15 protein-coding genes are annotated in these 16,243 nt (G+C 69.2%); 8 read left to right on the forward strand and 7 right to left on the reverse strand.

Annotated elements, in window-relative coordinates; all coding sequences use genetic code 11:
- Together pip and OG943_RS11370 are read right to left on the reverse strand one after the other, a co-directional pair.
- A complete protein-coding gene (pip, locus tag OG943_RS11365) occupies positions 1–960 on the reverse strand; it encodes a prolyl aminopeptidase (protein ID WP_328609692.1) in 960 nt (319 codons plus the stop codon).
- A 105-nt stretch (positions 961–1,065) separates the two neighbouring features.
- Entirely contained in the window at positions 1,066–1,938 is an 873-nt protein-coding gene (locus OG943_RS11370) for an SDR family NAD(P)-dependent oxidoreductase (RefSeq protein ID WP_328609693.1), read from the reverse strand.
- 76 nt (positions 1,939–2,014) lie between these two features.
- On the opposite strand from OG943_RS11370, the gene OG943_RS11375 reads away from it, so the two are divergent.
- Together OG943_RS11375 and OG943_RS11380 are read left to right on the forward strand one after the other, a co-directional pair.
- Positions 2,015–2,593, forward strand: a complete 579-nt coding sequence (locus OG943_RS11375; RefSeq protein ID WP_328609694.1) for a TetR/AcrR family transcriptional regulator — start codon at positions 2,015–2,017, stop codon at positions 2,591–2,593.
- 45 nt (positions 2,594–2,638) lie between these two features.
- Positions 2,639–3,109 (forward strand): GNAT family N-acetyltransferase, encoded by a 471-nt coding sequence (locus OG943_RS11380; RefSeq protein WP_328609695.1) that lies wholly within the window; start codon positions 2,639–2,641, stop codon positions 3,107–3,109.
- A 586-nt stretch (positions 3,110–3,695) separates the two neighbouring features.
- On the opposite strand, the gene OG943_RS11385 is transcribed toward OG943_RS11380, so the two are convergent.
- Positions 3,696–4,979, reverse strand: coding sequence for an IS4 family transposase (locus tag OG943_RS11385; protein ID WP_328612033.1), 1,284 nt, complete (start codon positions 4,977–4,979; stop codon positions 3,696–3,698).
- A 332-nt stretch (positions 4,980–5,311) separates the two neighbouring features.
- Between OG943_RS11385 and OG943_RS11390 the strand changes: the two genes are divergently transcribed.
- Positions 5,312–6,595 carry an IS256 family transposase gene (locus tag OG943_RS11390; protein ID WP_328609696.1) on the forward strand — a complete coding sequence of 428 codons (1,284 nt, stop codon included), beginning with the start codon at positions 5,312–5,314 and terminating at the stop codon, positions 6,593–6,595.
- Between the two features lie 31 nt (positions 6,596–6,626).
- Here OG943_RS11390 and OG943_RS11395 read toward each other — a convergent pair whose 3' ends face one another.
- The 3 genes from OG943_RS11395 to OG943_RS11405 all read right to left on the reverse strand — a co-directional run bounded on the left by OG943_RS11395 (position 6,627) and on the right by OG943_RS11405 (position 9,883).
- The gene (locus OG943_RS11395; protein ID WP_328609697.1) at positions 6,627–7,460 is read right to left on the reverse strand and encodes a DUF222 domain-containing protein; all 834 of its coding nucleotides are present in this window, start codon (positions 7,458–7,460) and stop codon (positions 6,627–6,629) included.
- Between the two features lie 84 nt (positions 7,461–7,544).
- Positions 7,545–8,873, reverse strand: coding sequence for a hypothetical protein (locus OG943_RS11400; RefSeq protein ID WP_328609698.1), 1,329 nt, complete (start codon positions 8,871–8,873; stop codon positions 7,545–7,547).
- Positions 8,874–8,950: 77 nt separating this feature from the next.
- Complete coding sequence (locus tag OG943_RS11405) at positions 8,951–9,883, reverse strand: PfkB family carbohydrate kinase (protein ID WP_328609699.1); 933 nt, start codon at positions 9,881–9,883, stop codon at positions 8,951–8,953.
- A gap of 238 nt (positions 9,884–10,121) precedes the next feature.
- Between OG943_RS11405 and OG943_RS11410 the strand changes: the two genes are divergently transcribed.
- The 4 genes from OG943_RS11410 to OG943_RS11425 all read left to right on the forward strand — a co-directional run bounded on the left by OG943_RS11410 (position 10,122) and on the right by OG943_RS11425 (position 13,487).
- A complete protein-coding gene (locus OG943_RS11410; RefSeq protein WP_328609700.1) occupies positions 10,122–10,760 on the forward strand; it encodes a hypothetical protein in 639 nt (212 codons plus the stop codon).
- 146 nt (positions 10,761–10,906) lie between these two features.
- Positions 10,907–11,764 (forward strand): SAM-dependent methyltransferase, encoded by an 858-nt coding sequence (locus OG943_RS11415; protein ID WP_328609701.1) that lies wholly within the window; start codon positions 10,907–10,909, stop codon positions 11,762–11,764.
- 161 nt (positions 11,765–11,925) lie between these two features.
- A complete protein-coding gene (locus tag OG943_RS11420; RefSeq protein ID WP_328612047.1) occupies positions 11,926–12,333 on the forward strand; it encodes a YciI family protein in 408 nt (135 codons plus the stop codon).
- Between the two features lie 8 nt (positions 12,334–12,341).
- Positions 12,342–13,487: an RNA polymerase sigma factor gene (locus OG943_RS11425; RefSeq protein ID WP_328612048.1), complete on the forward strand. Its 1,146-nt coding sequence runs from the start codon at positions 12,342–12,344 to the stop codon at positions 13,485–13,487.
- A gap of 6 nt (positions 13,488–13,493) precedes the next feature.
- Here the strand turns inward: OG943_RS11425 and OG943_RS11430 are convergent, their stop codons facing one another.
- Positions 13,494–14,402: a LysR family transcriptional regulator gene (locus OG943_RS11430; protein WP_328609702.1), complete on the reverse strand. Its 909-nt coding sequence runs from the start codon at positions 14,400–14,402 to the stop codon at positions 13,494–13,496.
- A gap of 106 nt (positions 14,403–14,508) precedes the next feature.
- On the opposite strand from OG943_RS11430, the gene OG943_RS11435 reads away from it, so the two are divergent.
- The gene (locus OG943_RS11435; RefSeq protein ID WP_328609703.1) at positions 14,509–16,242 is read left to right on the forward strand and encodes a pyruvate dehydrogenase; all 1,734 of its coding nucleotides are present in this window, start codon (positions 14,509–14,511) and stop codon (positions 16,240–16,242) included.
- Position 16,243: the final 1 nt, after the last annotated feature.

The raw sequence follows: 16,243 nt of genomic DNA on the forward strand, positions 1-16,243 counted from the left end.
TCAGCGGTCGGCGAAGCGCGCCACCGCCGCCCTGATCGCGTCGCCCATCGAGGGGCTGCCGGTGTGGCCGGAGTCGTCGATGACCACCAGTTCGGCGCCGGGCCACGCCTGGACCAGGTCCCACGCCGGCTTCATCGGCACGCTGAGGTCCAGCCGGCCGTGCACGAACACGGCGGGGATGCCGTGCAGCCGGTGCACGTCGCGCAGGATCGCGCCTGGTTCGAGCCAGCCGGCGTGGCCGAAGTAATGGGCGCAGATGCGGACGAACGCGATGAGGTCGGCGCCGTCCCGGGCGCTGTACTGGCCCGGGTGACCCTTCGATTCGTGCGCGATCACGGCGTCCTCCCACGTGCACCAGGCGCGCGCTGCCTGGAGCCGGACCGTTTCGTCGGGGCTCTCCAGCAGCCGGCTGTACGCGGCGAGGAGGTCACCGTCGCGATCAGCCTCGGGCACCGCGTCCCGGAAGGCCGCCCACTCGGCGGGCAGCAGCCGGCCGACGCCGCGGTAGAGCCAGTCGACCTCCTCGGGCCCCGAGGTGAACGTGGCGATCATGACCATCTCCGAGACCCGCTCCGGGTATCGCTCGGCGTACGCGAGCATCAGCGCCGGGGCCCAGGAACCGCCGAACAGCAGCCATTTCCCGATGCCGAGGTGCTCGCGCAGCTTCTCCATGTCGGCGATGAGGTGCTCGGTGGTGTTGTGCTCCAGGCTGACCGACGGGTCACCGGCGTGGGGCAGGCTCCGGCCACAGCCGCGCTGGTCGAACCGGACGATCCGGAACTTCGCGGGGTCGAACGCAGTCTGGCTGCTGCGTTTCCCGCCCCCGCCGGGGCCGCCGTGCACGACCAGCGCGGGCTTGCCGTCCGGATAACCGTTGGTCTCCCAGTAGACCTGGTTCCCGTCGCCGACGTCGAGCAGTCCGTGGTCATAGGGTTCGGGCATCGGGAACGAGGCGGGCACGGCGGTTCCTCCGGTCAGGTGGGCGGCCCGGCCACGCTACCGGCGGGCCCGGGCCGGGTCACCTGGTTTATCCCGCTGTCCACTGTGGAGTCAGGCGAAGGGGAATCAGGCGAACGGGTCCACGCCGGTCAGCTCCACGCTGGCCGCCCACACGCGGGCCGCGGCGTCGGTGCCGGCCAGCGCGCCGCGCACCGTTTCCTGGTGGGGCTGCCCGCGCAGGCCCAGCATGCGCGGGCCCCAGAGCTGCCCGCCGGCGACGTCCGGGTCGAGCACCGCGTGGACGGACGGCCAGGCCCCGGCGTCCTTGCCCTGCAGCAGAAGCCCCGCGGGTGACAGGCCGGGCTTGCGGACGTGCACCGGTGGGCGGGACGGCGTGAGCGAGTCCAGCGCGCCGCCCGGATGCGTCACGACGCTGATCGCGCCGCTCCCGGCCGCGCGCAGGCGGCGGTCCAGCTCGAAGCCGAACAGCATCTGCGCGAGCTTGGACCGGGAGTAGGTGCGCTTCGGCTCGTAGTCGTTGTGGCTCTGCAGGTCGTCGAAGTCGAGTTCGGCGCGCTTCGCGGTGAAGCTGCCGGTCGTGACGATCCGGCCGCCGTCGGCCAGCAGCGGTGCGAGCCAGTGCGTCAGGGCGAAGTGGCCGAGGTGGTTGGTGCCGAACGTCAGCTCGTGCCCGGCCGCGGTCTCCTGACGCTCCTGCCCTTCGAGCAGCACACCGGCGTTGTGCACGACGGCGTCGAGGTGGCTCAGCTCCAGTGCGTCCACGGAGGCCTTGAGCGACGTGAGGTCGGCGAGGTCCAGCGGGATGTGGCGCACCTGCGCGCCTGGCACGTGCGTGCGAATCGAGCCGATCGCGCCTTCGGCCTTGGCTGCGCTGCGGCAGCCGATCACGACGGTGGCGCCGCGGCCGGCCAGTTGCTCGGCGATGAAGTACCCGATCCCGGCGTTGCCGCCGGTGACCAGGACGGTCTTGGTTCCCATGGGACCGAGAAAACCACAGTGACAGAAAAATTGCAATGACTACGAGTTCGTAGTCACTTCGGGTATGGTGGGTGGCATGCCGCAGACGACCGGGCGCCGCGAGCGCAAGAAGGCCGCTACCCGCCAGGCGCTGTCCGAGGCGGCGTTGCGCCTGTTCCTGGAGCGGGGCTTCGACCAGGTCACCGTGGCGCAGGTCGCGGCGGCCGCGGACACCGCCGTCACCACGCTGTTCGCGCACTTCCCGGGCGGCAAGGAGGCCCTGATCCTCGGCGACGGCGCGGAGCGCGCGGCCAGGTTGACCGCCGCGGTGCGCGAGCGCGGCCCGGGCGTCTCGATTCTCGATGCGCTGCAGGCGTTCCTGACCACGCGCGGGCCGTTCGACCCGGCCCGGAGCCCGGAGTTCCGCCGCAGCACGGACCTCGTCATGCGGACGCCCGCGCTGCGCGCCTACGCCAGGACACTGTGGACCGGGAACGAGGCCGTACTGGCCGGCGTGATCGCGGAAGAGGCGTCGCGGCCGGCGGACGACCTCTCGGTGCGGGTGCTGGCCCGGTACGTCCTGGAGGTCCCCGACCTGGCCGCCCTGGAACCCGACCCGCGCGACGCGCTGAAGACCGCGTTCGACCACCTTCGGCGGGGCTGGCCGGGCTTCTGAATTTCGATATTTACATGATTAATCCGGCACGTTAACGTCGCTTTCATGAATACGGCGATCGCGGTGGCCGATCCGGCGCACCTGTCCGGCTTGGTGGATTCCGTGCACGAATTGTTCGCCGAAGACGGCGGACGGCACGACGACCGGATGGACCTCGGCTGGCCGGAACATGACGGACGGCGGTACTACTCGGCGCTGCTCGCCGACGATAACGCGCTCTGTCTGGTGGCCCAGCAGGGGAACGCCGTGGTGGGCCACCTCGTCGGCCGGCTCGGCGGAGGTCCGCCGCTGCGCGCGGATGCCGTCACGGCGGTCCTCGAGAGCGTACGGGTCGCGCCGAAGGTCCGGCGGGCGGGGGTTGGCTCCGCGCTCGTCGCGCGATTCGAATGGTGGGCGAGAACTCGCGGCGCCCGCCATTTCTCGGTGACCGCCTATTCGGCGAACACTTCCGCGATCGCCTTTTACCGGCGGCACGGATTCCGCGACCTGTCCGTCACATTGAGGGCTTCGCGGTAGGGCTGGCGCACCTTCGGCGGCAACATCCAGTTCCCGCCCTCTGCTGAGAAGACCTCATGGGGCGTTGTGGGCGGCACAGCCAGGTGAAGAAAGCGGTATCACGCGACGCTATCCGGCCTCGGGGGTTGCTCACTATGTGCCGGGGTCAGGCGGCTGCTTCGTGCCTGGTGTCACCGGCGGCGCCTTTCGTCCGGTTTTCTTGTAGTGGTGGCGGTGTTGTCGGGTACACCCGTCCCGTCGGTGTGGTGATCGTGCCGTCGCCGCCGGGTGCTGTGGTGTAGGTCCAGCCGGGTTCGTCTTTGAGACGGTGGTGCCGACGGCAGTACGGGGCCAGGTTCTCTTCGGCGGTGTGGCCGCCTAGCGCGAAGTCGTGGGTGTGGTCGATGTCGCTGTACTGCGACGGGCGGTGACAGCCGCAATACCACTAAGTTAAGCCGCTGGAGGCCGTAGGGTAATGGTCGGCGGGCCGGCGTGTCGGATGCTGTGGTCGGTGGGTTTTTTGACTCTGTAGCGGTTGTATCTGAGTCTCCTGAGGGCGCGTGGGTTTGTTCGGTGTCGCCGCGGCCGGTGGCGACGTTCAAGAATTTCAGTCGTCGTCTCCGCGCGTGCCTTTTTCAGTTTTTGAGGGGGAAAAAGCCGCCTGGCTTGTGACCTGGCGGCGGATGACGCGGAGAGTGCGCATGAACGACAATCGGTCGGGATCGACATCGGCTTCGTCGGCAGCCCGGCACATGAGCGCCCGTATGCTGTAGTGAGTCAGCAGCAACGCCCATATTTCTTGCCTGACCATCTCCGGCGATTGAGACCTCAGCACTCGCCCTGGCCCGCGTTGATGAGTCTTGACCTCATCAAGCAGGCTTTCGTACTCCCAACGCTCACTATAGGCAGTAGCTAACTCGATAGCAGGTATGTCTTCAGGGTCGAGTATTGAGGTGATCAGGCGAATGGTGTCATGTTCCTCGGTTCGCTCACGGTCGGGAATCTCGTATTCGACGACACGCACCACCATGGCCTGAGTCGTGTGCGGCATGGCACCGTCTCGGATCCGTGTGAGGATTTCCTTCTTGTGGTAGTTGCGTAATTTCGGCGGGAACACGGCCGAGAGGTAGGAACCGTCCGGCAGGACACGCGCGACCGGCAGCAGAAGATCCGACTTCACCCGCCACAGGGCATCGGCGCCGGTCTCGAGCGTCTCCTGCCAGGCAGGGAAGCTGTAGAAGCTGCGGTCGGCGGTGATGAGCATGTCTGCCTCGAACGAGCGGGTCAGCTCCTTGGCCAGGGTCGTCTCTCCGACAGGCGCACCGCCAAGCGCGGCATCGACGAGGACATGTGAGCCGCATTCGCCAAGCCCGACGACCCGCACGATCGGGTAGGCACTCGCATTCGGACCGTTGTTGGACCGATCAAACTCGGCGACGTTGGCCGCAGTGTCCGGAATATTCAACGCGCACCCGTCAATCGACATCAACCGCCACGATCTCAGCCATGCGCCTTTCGTGCCCGGGCCCGCCACGGGAACCGCTATATCCTCGAACAACTCCCGCAACGGCTCATCGCCCAAACGCCGCCGAGCCTGAGTGATCGCCGAGGTCGAAGGAACATGCCACGAATCCGACCACGATCTCATATCCTTCAAAGATCCCACGAGCTTACGCATCACTTCCTCGTAGTCATCATCGAAGAACAAGCACATCGCCATACAAAAACGAACCATCACATGGGCTGGCAACAGTCGAGATCGCTGCTCGCGACGCCCAGTTCTATTCAGCACGTCCTCAATGAAATCTCTCGGCACCACATCAGCCAAGACCCCCAGTGAAATCCGGTCCGTCAACCGAACGCCCGCTCCACCGTTTCCCAGCAATTTCACATGCCCAGTTCGACTCACCACTCAATACTACTCAATCCCGATACCCAAGGAAAGCAATTGCCAGGCGTGTTGCCCAATCATTTCCACTGCGCAGACACCCTTAACTTAGTGGTATTGGTGACAGCCGGGGTACCGGCACACTCGGTCCCGCGCCTGAACCAGATCGACGAGAGCCGCTGGTGGCCGGTAGCGGGTGCGGCCAACGCTGAGGACCTGCCCGGTGTCGGGCTCGGTGATGATCCGCCGCCACACCGGGGCGTGTCATGACAACCGTGTAAGTCAGAGGTGTACCAAGATCGACTCGCTGGTTTGGCGGTCGGAAAGGACACCGAGTGACTCAGGACACATCGTCTCGTGAGGGTGACGAGACGGCGGCGCGGCGGCTCGCGGACGCGTTCTCGCCGTCCACGATTGACGCGTTGCTGAAGGACGCGAAATCGGCCGGCACGCCGATCGACGGCGTGGACGGCCTGCTGAATCAGATGACCAAAGCGGTGCTGGAACGCGCTTTGCAGGCCGAGTTGACCGACCATTTGGGCTACGATGCCGGTGACCCGGCAGGCCATGGGTCCGGTAATTCTCGTAACGGAAAGTCCCGGAAAACTGTGTCGACCACGAATGGCCCGGTCGATATTGAGGTACCTCGTGACCGGAATGGCTCGTTCGAACCGGCTATCGTGCCGAAACGAGCACGGCGTATCGGCAACATTGATGACATGATCCTGTCGCTCTATTCGCGCGGTATGGCGACACGTGATATCGAGGCGCATTTACGTGAAGTGTATGGCGTGAACGCGTCTCGGGAATTGATCTCGAATATCACCGACGTGGTGGTCGACGAGATCAAAGCATGGCAATCGCGCCCGCTGGACGAGGTTTATCCGATCCTGTATGTCGACGGAATCCGGATCCGGGTCAAGGACAACGGGGTCGTCACCACCAAGGTCGCTTACCTGGCCATCGGGGTCGACGTGGACGGCCGCAAGCACGCCCTGGGATGCTGGATCCAGGACACCGAAGGAGCGAAGTTCTGGCAGAAAGTCTTGTCCGACCTGCGTAACCGAGGTGTCAAGGACATCCTCATCGCCTGCTGCGACGGACTGACTGGCCTGCCCGACGCGATTCACGCGATCTTCCCGGACACTGTCGTGCAGACTTGTGTTGTGCACGTCATCCGCAACGCGATGCGATTCGTGTCCTACGGCGACCGCAAGAAGATCGTCAAAGCGATGAAAGAAATCTATACCGCACCCACTCTCGAAGCAGCCGAGCTCGGCCTGGCCGAATTCGACAAACAATTCGGTACCCAATACCCGGGCGCTGTCGACGTGTGGCACAACGCATGGGACGAGTTCATCCCATTCCTCGACTACCCACCCGAACTCCGCAAAATCGTCTACACCACCAACGCCATCGAGTCTATCAACTTCCAACTCCGCAAAATCACCAAGAATCGCGGCCACTTCCCCGACAAAGACGCCGCAATGAAACTTCTCTACCTCGGACTCCGCAACATATCCAGTCAACGCGGTGGTGAATCAGGAACCGGAACACGCGGCTGGAAGGTGGCACTCAACACACTGATCGACATCTTCCCCGGACGCATACTCTTCTGATAACCTACAAATGTAAGCAATCACCTCTAGCTTACACAAAAAACGTGACAGGCTCCCACGCCGAGTTCGAGTCCGCCGCGAGTTCCCGTGCCAGCCACGCCGGGACCGTGCCACCACCCGAAAGTTCGGCGGGATCCTCGTTCAGTCCAGCCAGCGTCACCAGGTCCACATACAGGTAGACCACGGGTTTGATACCGCTGTCACCTGATGACCGGTTCAGCAGCCGATCGACCAGGACATCCGCACGCAACTGATCCAACGTCCGGACCTCATCGCCGCGACGGAGCTTCCGTGCTTGGTGGTCGAGGGAGGTGTAGATCGCCGATGCTTGTTCCACGGGCAGATCACACAGCAAGGTGGACATCGTCTCGTCCTGATGGACCAGGCAGATGTTACGGTCGCGCCGCCGCGCGCGGGATCTTCGCTCATATCCTTCGGCATCCACTTTCTGCACCACCCGATTCACGGCGGCCCGTAACGACGACGGATTCTTCCCCGCCAACCGCGTCGCGACAATCGCATCAACCTGACCGACCATCTCATCAGAAAGAGCTATCGTCGGCTCGAAAACCATCCGCGCCTTGAAACCGTCGATCTCTCCACGCCGAAATGCTGCGAACGTCTCCGGCAACCGGGTCGTCAGCGCCTGCGCCAACGCGACATCAGCCCCAGCGCGCCGCTCTGTCACCGACAACTCCAACGCCAGCTCGGCCACCACCGACCGGGCAGACCCACCCGCCGCCGCGAACAACGCGACATCAGCAGCCTGTTCGGCCTCCAACTGTGCAACTCGGATGGCCCGTTCATGAATCCGGGACAAAACATCGACGGCGTCATGTAAAGAAGAATCCCCATAACAACTCACCCCACAATTTTACCGACACCACCCACCAAAAACCTCACCGAATCGAGTGAACAAGCACCTTCATATCAACTATTAGGTCGCGGCTCATTCCGTCGAGATGTCCAGCACCGCCTGGCCGTCGAGCAGAGCCGTCACACGGACACTGACGGTGTGCCCGGCCGTGCCGAACTTGCCGCTGCCGCCGACGCCCAGGACGATTTCGCCGGTGTCCTGCCGCAGACGCACGGAATTCGGACTAACCGAGACGGTGAAGGGCATGCCGCTGACCGTCACGTCGGCGACGCCGGACACCTGGACCTGGCACTTGCCCGCCTGGCACGCGCCGAGGTCGGTGCCGTTGGCGGCCGCGGGCAGTGACGGGGGCGGCGAGCCGAGCGGCCGGCAGTTCGGCGCGACGTTGTAGGAGTTCGCCAGCACCTTGCTGCGCCCGGCGGCGGTCGGCAGGTCCGGGGTGGGCACGGTGATCGTCGCGAGTACGTCGATCACCTGCTGGGCCTGCGGTTTGAGCTGGTCCACCGACTGGAACGACAGGTCGGCCATGCCTTGGCCGTGCGTCGAGGGGAGCTTCGGCGCCACCGCCTGCAACGCCGCGAGCAGGCCGGTCCGATAGGCGTCGGCCTCCTTGACGCCGGTCGGCGCGAGCGGGGTGAGGGTGGCCGTCAGCTGCTCGACCTGGCTGCCGGCCGAGCCGATGAAGTTGCCCAGCTCGAACCCGCCGAAGCTCGCGAACCGCGGGTCGTCGCTGGCGATGTCGCCCAGTTTCTGCGCGCGCAGCGAGGTCACGGACGCGGTGGCGCTGCACATCGCATCGGACCAGGTGACCAGCGCGGGCGTGGGCGAGGCCGCGTCGACCGGGCCGAACTGGCGCACCGGCGCGCAGCCCGGCGCGACGTTGAACGACGCGTTCAGCTTGGCGTCCCCCCGCACCGCCTTCTGCAGGTCCGCGGCCGTCGGCTTGAGCGCGGTGGCCGCCTCGGCGACCTCACGGGCCTTGGCCAGCGGCTGCTTCGTGGTGGTCGGCGGAACCTTCTTTTGCAGTTCCCCCAAGGCTTTGTCGAGCGAGGCCACGTACGCGTCCGCGCCCTTGACCCCGGACGGCGGCACGTCCTTCAGCTGCCCGCGCACCTGCTCGGCGCCGGAGCCGGTGCGGCTGAGGTAGGAGTCGATGCTCGAGTCGAGGAAGTTCGCCTGGTCCGGGTCCGCGGCCGTGTGGTTCACCTCGTCGATCCCGGTGCGCAGGCCGTCGGCCGCCGTCACGGCCGCGCACACGGCCACCGACCAGCCGACCAGCGCCCGCGTCGCGGCGGGCACGGCAGGCAGCGGCGCGGGCAGCGCGTGCCCGCCCGTCGTGCACGCCGCCGCCGAGAATCCCAGCAGTGCCACCGCCGCGGCGGCCTGGCCCCTGACCCGCATGCCGTTCCCTTCCCTCGCCGAATGCGGGTCAGGTTAGGCGCGCCGGTCCGGGAGGGGTCCCGGACCGCAACGGCTGTTCAGCGCGCCGGTGCGAAATGCCGGTCCAGCTCCGCGAGCCGGGGCGCCAGCGCCTCGGAGGTGAGGGACGGGCGGCCGCCGGGGTGGGCGAGGGCGACCCCGGACGCGGCGACGGCCAGCCGCGCCGCGCGGCGGGGGCCCTGGCCGCGCGTGAGGCTCCATGCCAGGGCGGCGGTGAACGCGTCGGCGGCGGCGTCGGCCGGCGGGCCGCCCCGATGCGGCAGGAGCAGGTGCTGGTCCGCCCAGACGAACAGGCAGCCGAGCTCCGCCAGGTCCAGCACGACCAGCGCGGGGCCGAGCCGCAGCAGGCCGTCGGCCGCCCGCAGCGCGGCCTCCACGGTGTCGAGCGGGTACCCCGCGAGGAGCGCGCCGCTGGGCCGGTCGAGGCGCAGGACGTCGGTCGCGGCCAGCAGCCGGGCACGCATCAGCGGGTCTTCGCCCGGGCGGCCGTCGAGCACCACGCGCCGTCCCGCGGCCTGCGCGCACTCCGCAGCGGCGAGCGTCGCGTCGGCAGGCTGTTGCGGCTGGATCACCACGGTCCCGGCCGAGGCCAGCAGCGGGCGGGCCTCGGTGACGTCGTCCGGGGTCAGCCGGACGGCGCTCGGCACGTCTTCGAGGTAGCGCCACCGGCCGTCTTCGCCGCGCGCGTCGACCATCAGCCCGGTGGTGGTGCCCCGGCGCCGGATCACCCACCCGGTGTCGACGCCGCCGGTGCCGGCCTGCCGCAGCAGCCGCTCGGCCGGCTCGTCGTCGCCGACGACCCCGAGCAGCCCGACCGACGCGCCGAGCTGCGCGAGCCCGACCGCGATGTTGGCGCCCTTCCCGCCGAGCAGCTCCCGGCGCTCCCGCACGGGCGCGCCCTCGGACCGGCCGGAAACGAGCACCACCAGATCGCGCGAGATCTGGCCGACCACGGCCACGTCAGCTGTCATGGGCGGGGGAGTACCCGCCGCCGCGGGGTTCAAGCGTCGATTCATGGGCCTGTACGGGTGGTTTTCGTGCCGCCGGACGGCCGATTCCCGCCCGTTCGGCCGCGGCCGCTCACCCGGCCGCGAGCCCGGCGCCCGGGTCGCGGGAGGGGGGCGGGTTTACAAGATCGGCCGGGGTTCATAGGATCCGGCGGCCGGACGTGCCGCGGGTGCCCGCGGTCCCGGCAGGGTGGAGGTCTGCATGGCTCGCACGGAGCCCGGCGACAACAGTGACAACAGCGATCTGGATTCGGTCGCGAAACTGGTGAGCCTGTCGATGACGGCCCCGATGCCGCGCATCTCCGGGGAAGAGCCGCCGCTCGTCGCCACGGGCGGACCGGCCGAGCCGTCGACCCGGCCCCAGCCCGCCGTCGGCCAACTGCCCGCGGAGCTGGACGCGCTGATGGGCGCGCCGGAGCCCGGCGGGCGGGCCGCGACGGCACCCCCGGAAACCGGGAGGCGGCCGGCTCGGCGTTTCGTGATCGCCGGTGCCGCGGTGGTGGCGCTGGCCGGTCTCGGCACCTGGGCCCTGTGGCCCGCCCCGGTGAACGGGACGGCGGGGAAGCCCGCCGAGGTGCCCGCCGCGCCGTCGTCGTCCACCGCGCCGCCCGCGATCGCCACGATGAGCGCCAGCCCGGAGCCGCCGGCCGCGTCCGACGAGGTCTCGCACACGACCGTGCGGACCACCGAAGCGCGGCGTGCCCCGAGCAAGGCCCCGGGCGGTGGCGCGCCCGCCTCCAAGACCACTTCGGACGATCCGCTGGCCGACTACTTCAGCTCGGCCGTCAACTCCTACATCCAGCAGTGGAGCGACCAGCAGGGCCCGCCGCGCCGCCACTAGTGATCTCCGGTGCGGCGAAAGCGCTGGTGCGGCCGGTTCCCGTAACGCGGCGCCGCTGAATGGGCGACCTCGCGTAACCGTCGGGTGCCGGAGTACTACTCTGGGTGGGCCAAAGCTGCCCCCCGAGCCTGCCTTGCGAGGTCGCCATGTCCACCGCTCCGCCGTCCACGCTCTCGCCCAGCCAGGTCCCGGTCGGAGTGGATCCCTCCCGGCCGAGCGTCGCGAGGATCTACGACGGCTTCCTCGGTGGCAACCACTACTACGAGGTCGACCGCGCGGTCATGGACAAGATCAGCGCGGCCGTGCCCGAGGCCGTGCACATCGCGCGCGGCAACCGCGGCTTCCACAACCGCGCGCTGCGCCTGCTGGCCAACCAGACCGACATCCGGCAGTTCCTGGACTGCGGCTCCGGCCTGCCGACGGCCGAGAACACCCACCAGATCGTGCAGCGCTCGCACCGCGACGCGCACGTGGTGTACGTGGACAACGACCCCGTGGTGCTCGCGCACGGCCGCGCGCTGCTGGCCGAGAACGACTACACGCACATGGTCGAGGCCGACATCTTCCGGCCGTCGATGGTGCTGGAGAACGAGACCGTGCGGGAGTACATCGACTTCTCGCAGCCGGTCGGCCTGCTGCACATCGGCACCATGCACCACTACGAGGGCGACGGCGCCGTCGAGGTGATGCGCGAGTACATCGACGCGCTCGCCCCGGGCTCCTTCGTGGCGCTGGCGCACTTCTACGACCCCGAGGTCGAGGAGCTGACCGCGGTCGCCAAGCGGATCGAAGAGATCCTGGTGTCCGGCCCGCTGGGCGCCGGCCGCTTCCGCACCAGGGTGGAGATCGAGGCCATGATGCCGGGCCTGGAGCTGCTGCCCCCGAACGCGACGTCGGGCCCCGGCCTCTCGGTCGCCGACGAATGGTGGCCGGACGGCCCGCGGCTGACCGCGCTGAGCGAGTCGGCCCGGTGCGTGGCCGGCGTCGTCGGCCGCAAGCTGTAACCAGCCTTTCCCTCGATCCCCGGTGGCCCTGAGCTGCCGGGGGATCCGGTGTGTCCGGGGCCGGAAAAAAGTTCGGACGGTCAGGTCGAGAACCCGTGCCCGGCTCCGTCCCCGCTGTGAACGTGACCAGAATGGGTCGCACCAGCACCGAGGAGAACACGATGGCCAAGTACCTGTTGCTCAAGCACTACCGCGGCGCTCCGGCTTCGGTCAACAACGTGCCCATGGACCAGTGGACCCCCGACGAGATCTCGGCGCACATGCAGTACATGCGCGACTTCGCGACCCGGCTCGAGGGGACCGGCGAGTTCGTCGACAGCCAGGCGCTGGCCCCCGGGGGGACGTTCGTCCGGTCCGACGGCGAGGGGCGCCCGCCGGTCACCGACGGCCCCTTCGCCGAGACCAAGGACGTCATCGCCGGCTGGATGGTGATCGACGTCGACAGCTACGAGCGCGCCCTCGAGCTGGCCGGGGAGCTGTCGGCCGCACCCGGGGCGGGCGGAAAGCCGATCCACGAATGGCTTGAACTGCGCCCGTTCCTGACCGAGCCGCCCACCGTCACGGAGTGACAGAGTTGATGGACGAGGCCCTGCTCCGGAGCCTCACTCCGAGTGTGCTGGGCATCCTCGTCCGCCGCGGAGCCGATTTCGCGGCGGCCGAGGATGCCGTGCAGGACGCGTTGATCGAAGCCGTCCGCGTCTGGCCCGACGACCCGCCGCGGGACCCGAAGGGCTGGCTGGTCACTGTGGCCTGGCGCCGGTTCCTCGACGCGACCCGGGCCGATGCCGCCCGCCGGCGGCGTGAGGACGTCGTCGACGAGGCCGGCTCGGATGCGCCCGTGTCCGGGGTGGACGACACGCTCCAGCTCTACTTCCTGTGCGCCCACCCTTCGTTGACGCCGTCGTCCGCGGTCGCGCTCACGCTGCGCGCCGTCGGCGGGCTGACCACCCGTCAGATCGCCCAGGCCTACCTGGTGCCGGAGGCGACGATGGCGCAGCGCATCAGCCGGGCCAAGCGGACCGTCTCCGGCGTGCGGTTCGCCCAGCCGGGCGACGTCGCCACCGTGCTGCGCGTCCTGTACCTGGTCTTCAACGAGGGCTACTCCGGTGAGATCGACCTCGCCGCCGAGGCCATCCGGCTCACTCGCCAGCTCGCGGCCTCGATCGACCGTCCCGAGGTGGCGGGGCTGCTCGCCCTGATGCTGCTCCACCACGCCCGGCGCGCCAGCCGGACCGCGCCCGACGGCAGCCTGATAGCGCTCGCCGAGCAGGACCGCGGCCGGTGGGACACCGCGTTGATCGCCGAGGGCGTCGAGATCCTGCAGGCGGCGCTGGCCCGCGACCGGCTGGGCGAATTCCAGGCCCAGGCCGCGATCGCGGCCCTGCACGCCGACGCGCTCACCGCCGAAGAGACCGACTGGGTGCAGATCGTCGAGTGGTACGACGAACTCGTGTGCCTGACCGAAAGCCCGGTCGTCCGGCTCAACCGCGCGGTGGCCGTCGGCGAGGCGGACGGGCCGCGCGCCGGGCTGGCGGCGCTCGCGGAGCTGCACGACTCGCTGCCCCGCCACACCGCGGTGGCGGCGTACCTCCACGAGCGCGACGGCGACCTCGCGACGGCGGCCCGGCTGTACGTCGAGGCGGCCGGGAAAGCGCCCAACCTGGCCGAGCGGGATTACCTGACGCGCCAAGCCGCCCAGCTCAACACCCGCCGGAGCCACTGACGGGAATCAGCCGGACAGCGTGCGTGGCGCGGTGGCGAGCACGTGCCGCCGGAACGTTTCGCTCGCCGGGGGCAGGTCGCGCCCGGCGGGCCAGGCCAGCCCGATGTCGCGCGCCGCGTGGACGTCGGTGAGGCGCAGGTGCGGCACCGGGTACGCGGCGGGCGAAGGCGCGAACGTCGCGGTGTGGGGGAGCGGCAGCAGCGAGACGCCGAGGCCCGCCGTGACGAGCCCGCGGAGCGTTTCCACTTCTTCGCCCTCGAACCCGACGCGTGGGCTGAACCCGGCCTCGGCGCACAGCCGCTCGGTGGTGTCGCGCAGGCCGTATCCGGGGCGTAGCAAGATGAACGTCTCCTCCGCGACGTCGGCGAGCCGCACCTGCTTGCGCCGCGCGAGCCGGTGCCGGGGCGGCACGGCCAGCAGCAGCGGCTCCTCCAGGATCCGTTCCCACCGGATCAGCGGGTGGCCCGGGTCGCCGCTGGTCAGCACCAGGTCGGCGGTGCCGTCGAGCAGCTCGCGGACCAGCCCCTCCTCACCGTGCTGGCGCAGCTCGAAGCGCGCCCTCGGGTGCTGGGCGCGGAAACTGCCGAGCACCGGCGGCACCAGCCACGTGCCGAAGGTGTGCAGGAACGCGAGCGGGATCAGGCCCGCCTCCGGGTCGACCGCTTCGGCGATGGCGCGCAGGCCCTCGTCGTAACGCTCCAGGATCGCGTCGACGTGCCCCGCGAACGCGTGTCCCGCCGGCGTCAGCCGCAGCGCGCGGCCCGAGCGTTGCAGCAGCTGCGCGCCCGCCTCCCGCTCGATCCGGTGCAGCGCCCGGGAAAGCGCGGGCTGGGTGAGCCGGGCGCGCGCGGCCGTGTCCGTCACGGTCGCGCCGCGCGCCACCTCCTGGAAGAGCCGCAGTACGTGCAGGTCCATGCGATCCATACTGCCACGGCATGTTTTCCAGGAAAATCAGGCATTGGACGCATGGCAGCGGATCGGCGACGCTGGAGGCAGGGATAGCGGACATCAGGAGGACGACATGGCCACTGTGGCCGAACAGCTCGTGCGGACGCTGCGGGACGCGGGCGTCGAGCGGATCTACGGCATCGTCGGCGACAGCCTCAACCCGGTGGTCGACGCGGTGCGGCGCACGGACGGCATCGAGTGGGTGCACGTGCGCCACGAGGAGACCGCGGCCTTCGCGGCCGCCGCCGAGGCCCAGGTGACCGGCAAGCTCGCCGTGTGCGCGGGCAGCTGCGGACCGGGCAACCTGCACCTGATCAACGGCCTGTTCGACGCCCACCGCAGCGGCGCGCCGGTGCTGGCGATCGCGTCGCACATCCCGTCCGCGCAGATCGGCACGGGCTTCTTCCAGGAAACGCACCCGGAGCAGCTGTTCACCGAGTGCAGCCACTTCAGCGAGCTGGTCTCGCAGCCCGAGCAGATGCCGCGCCTGCTGCGGATCGCGATGCAGACCGCGGTCGGCAAGGGCGGGGTGTCCGTGCTGACCATCCCGGGCGACGTCGCGGACCGCAAGGCGCCGCAGGCCGGTGTGGAGAACGTCCGGCTGGTGCCGCCGTCGCCCGCCGTGCCGCCGGCCGACCAGATCGAGGAGCTGGCGCGGCTGCTGAACTCCGGCGAAAAGGTGATGCTGTTCGCCGGCGCGGGCACCCGCGGCGCGCACGACGAGGTGATGGCGCTGGCCGAGCGGCTCGCCGCCCCGGTCGGGCACTCGCTGGGCGGCAAGGAGTGGATCCAGTACGACAACCCGTTCGACGTCGGCATGAGCGGGCTGCTGGGCTACGGCGCCTGTTACGACGCGATGCGCTCGGCCGACCGGATCGTGTTGCTGGGCACCGACTTCCCGTACGACAACTTCCTCCCGCAGGCCCGCACGATCCAGGTCGACCGCGACCCGGCGCACCTCGGCCGCCGCACCCCGCTGGAGCTGGCCCTGCACGGCGACGTCAAGGAGACGATCAAGGCCGTGCTGCCGCTGCTGAAGGAGCGCGCCGACCGCTCGTTCCTGGACCGGATGCTGCGTGAGCACGTCCGGAAGCTGGAGAAGGTCGTCGACGCGTACACCACGAAGATCGAGCACCGCCGGCCGATCCACCCGGAGTTCGCCGCGTCGGTGCTGGACGAGCTGGCCGACGACGACGCCGTGTTCACTGTGGACACCGGCATGGGCAACGTGTGGGCCGCGCGCTACCTCACGCCGAACGGCCGTCGGCGCGTGATCGGGTCGTTCCGGCACGGCAGCATGGCCAACGCGCTGCCGCACGCGATCGGCGCGCAGTTCGCCCAGCCCGGCCGCCAGGTCGTTTCGCTGTCGGGCGACGGCGGGCTGGCGATGCTGATGGGCGACCTGCTGACGCTGTCCGCCTACGACGTGCCGGTGAAGGTGGTGGTGTTCAACAACGCCACCCTCGGCATGGTCAAGCTGGAGATGCTCGTCGACGGGCTGCCGGACTTCGGCACCGACCACGCGCCGGTGAACTTCGCCGCGATCGCGCAGGCGTGCGGCATCCACGCCACGCGCGTCGAGGACCCGCGGGACGTGAAGGACGCGCTGGCGAAGGCGTTTGTCCACCCCGGACCGGCGGTGGTCGAGCTGGTGACCGACCCGAACGCGCTGTCGATCCCGCCGCGGATCACCGGCGAGATGGTGCGTGGGTTCGCGCTCGGGGCGGGCAAGACCGTGCTCAACGGCGGGGTCGGCAAGATGGTGGAGCTGGCCCGCACCAACCTCCGCAACGCGCCGCGGCCCTGAG

Origin of the sequence: Amycolatopsis sp. NBC_00345, assembly GCF_036116635.1 — a bacterium.
Taxonomy (GTDB): Bacteria; Actinomycetota; Actinomycetes; order Mycobacteriales; family Pseudonocardiaceae; genus Amycolatopsis.

Excerpts from the sequence above, each read along its gene's own strand:
- OG943_RS11420 (WP_328612047.1), top strand. The coding sequence starts at position 11,926 with ATGGCCAAGTACCTGTTGCTCAAGCACTACCGCGGCGCTCCGGCTTCG.
- OG943_RS11435 (WP_328609703.1), top strand. The coding sequence starts at position 14,509 with ATGGCCACTGTGGCCGAACAGCTCGTGCGGACGCTGCGGGACGCGGGC.
- OG943_RS11400 (WP_328609698.1), bottom strand. The coding sequence starts at position 8,873 with ATGCGGGTCAGGGGCCAGGCCGCCGCGGCGGTGGCACTGCTGGGATTC.
- OG943_RS11380 (WP_328609695.1), top strand. The coding sequence starts at position 2,639 with ATGAATACGGCGATCGCGGTGGCCGATCCGGCGCACCTGTCCGGCTTG.
- OG943_RS11370 (WP_328609693.1), bottom strand. The coding sequence starts at position 1,938 with ATGGGAACCAAGACCGTCCTGGTCACCGGCGGCAACGCCGGGATCGGG.
- OG943_RS11425 (WP_328612048.1), top strand. The coding sequence starts at position 12,342 with ATGGACGAGGCCCTGCTCCGGAGCCTCACTCCGAGTGTGCTGGGCATC.
- OG943_RS11430 (WP_328609702.1), bottom strand. The coding sequence starts at position 14,402 with ATGGACCTGCACGTACTGCGGCTCTTCCAGGAGGTGGCGCGCGGCGCG.
- OG943_RS11415 (WP_328609701.1), top strand. The coding sequence starts at position 10,907 with ATGTCCACCGCTCCGCCGTCCACGCTCTCGCCCAGCCAGGTCCCGGTC.
- OG943_RS11375 (WP_328609694.1), top strand. The coding sequence starts at position 2,015 with ATGCCGCAGACGACCGGGCGCCGCGAGCGCAAGAAGGCCGCTACCCGC.
- OG943_RS11410 (WP_328609700.1), top strand. The coding sequence starts at position 10,122 with ATGGCTCGCACGGAGCCCGGCGACAACAGTGACAACAGCGATCTGGAT.
- OG943_RS11405 (WP_328609699.1), bottom strand. The coding sequence starts at position 9,883 with ATGACAGCTGACGTGGCCGTGGTCGGCCAGATCTCGCGCGATCTGGTG.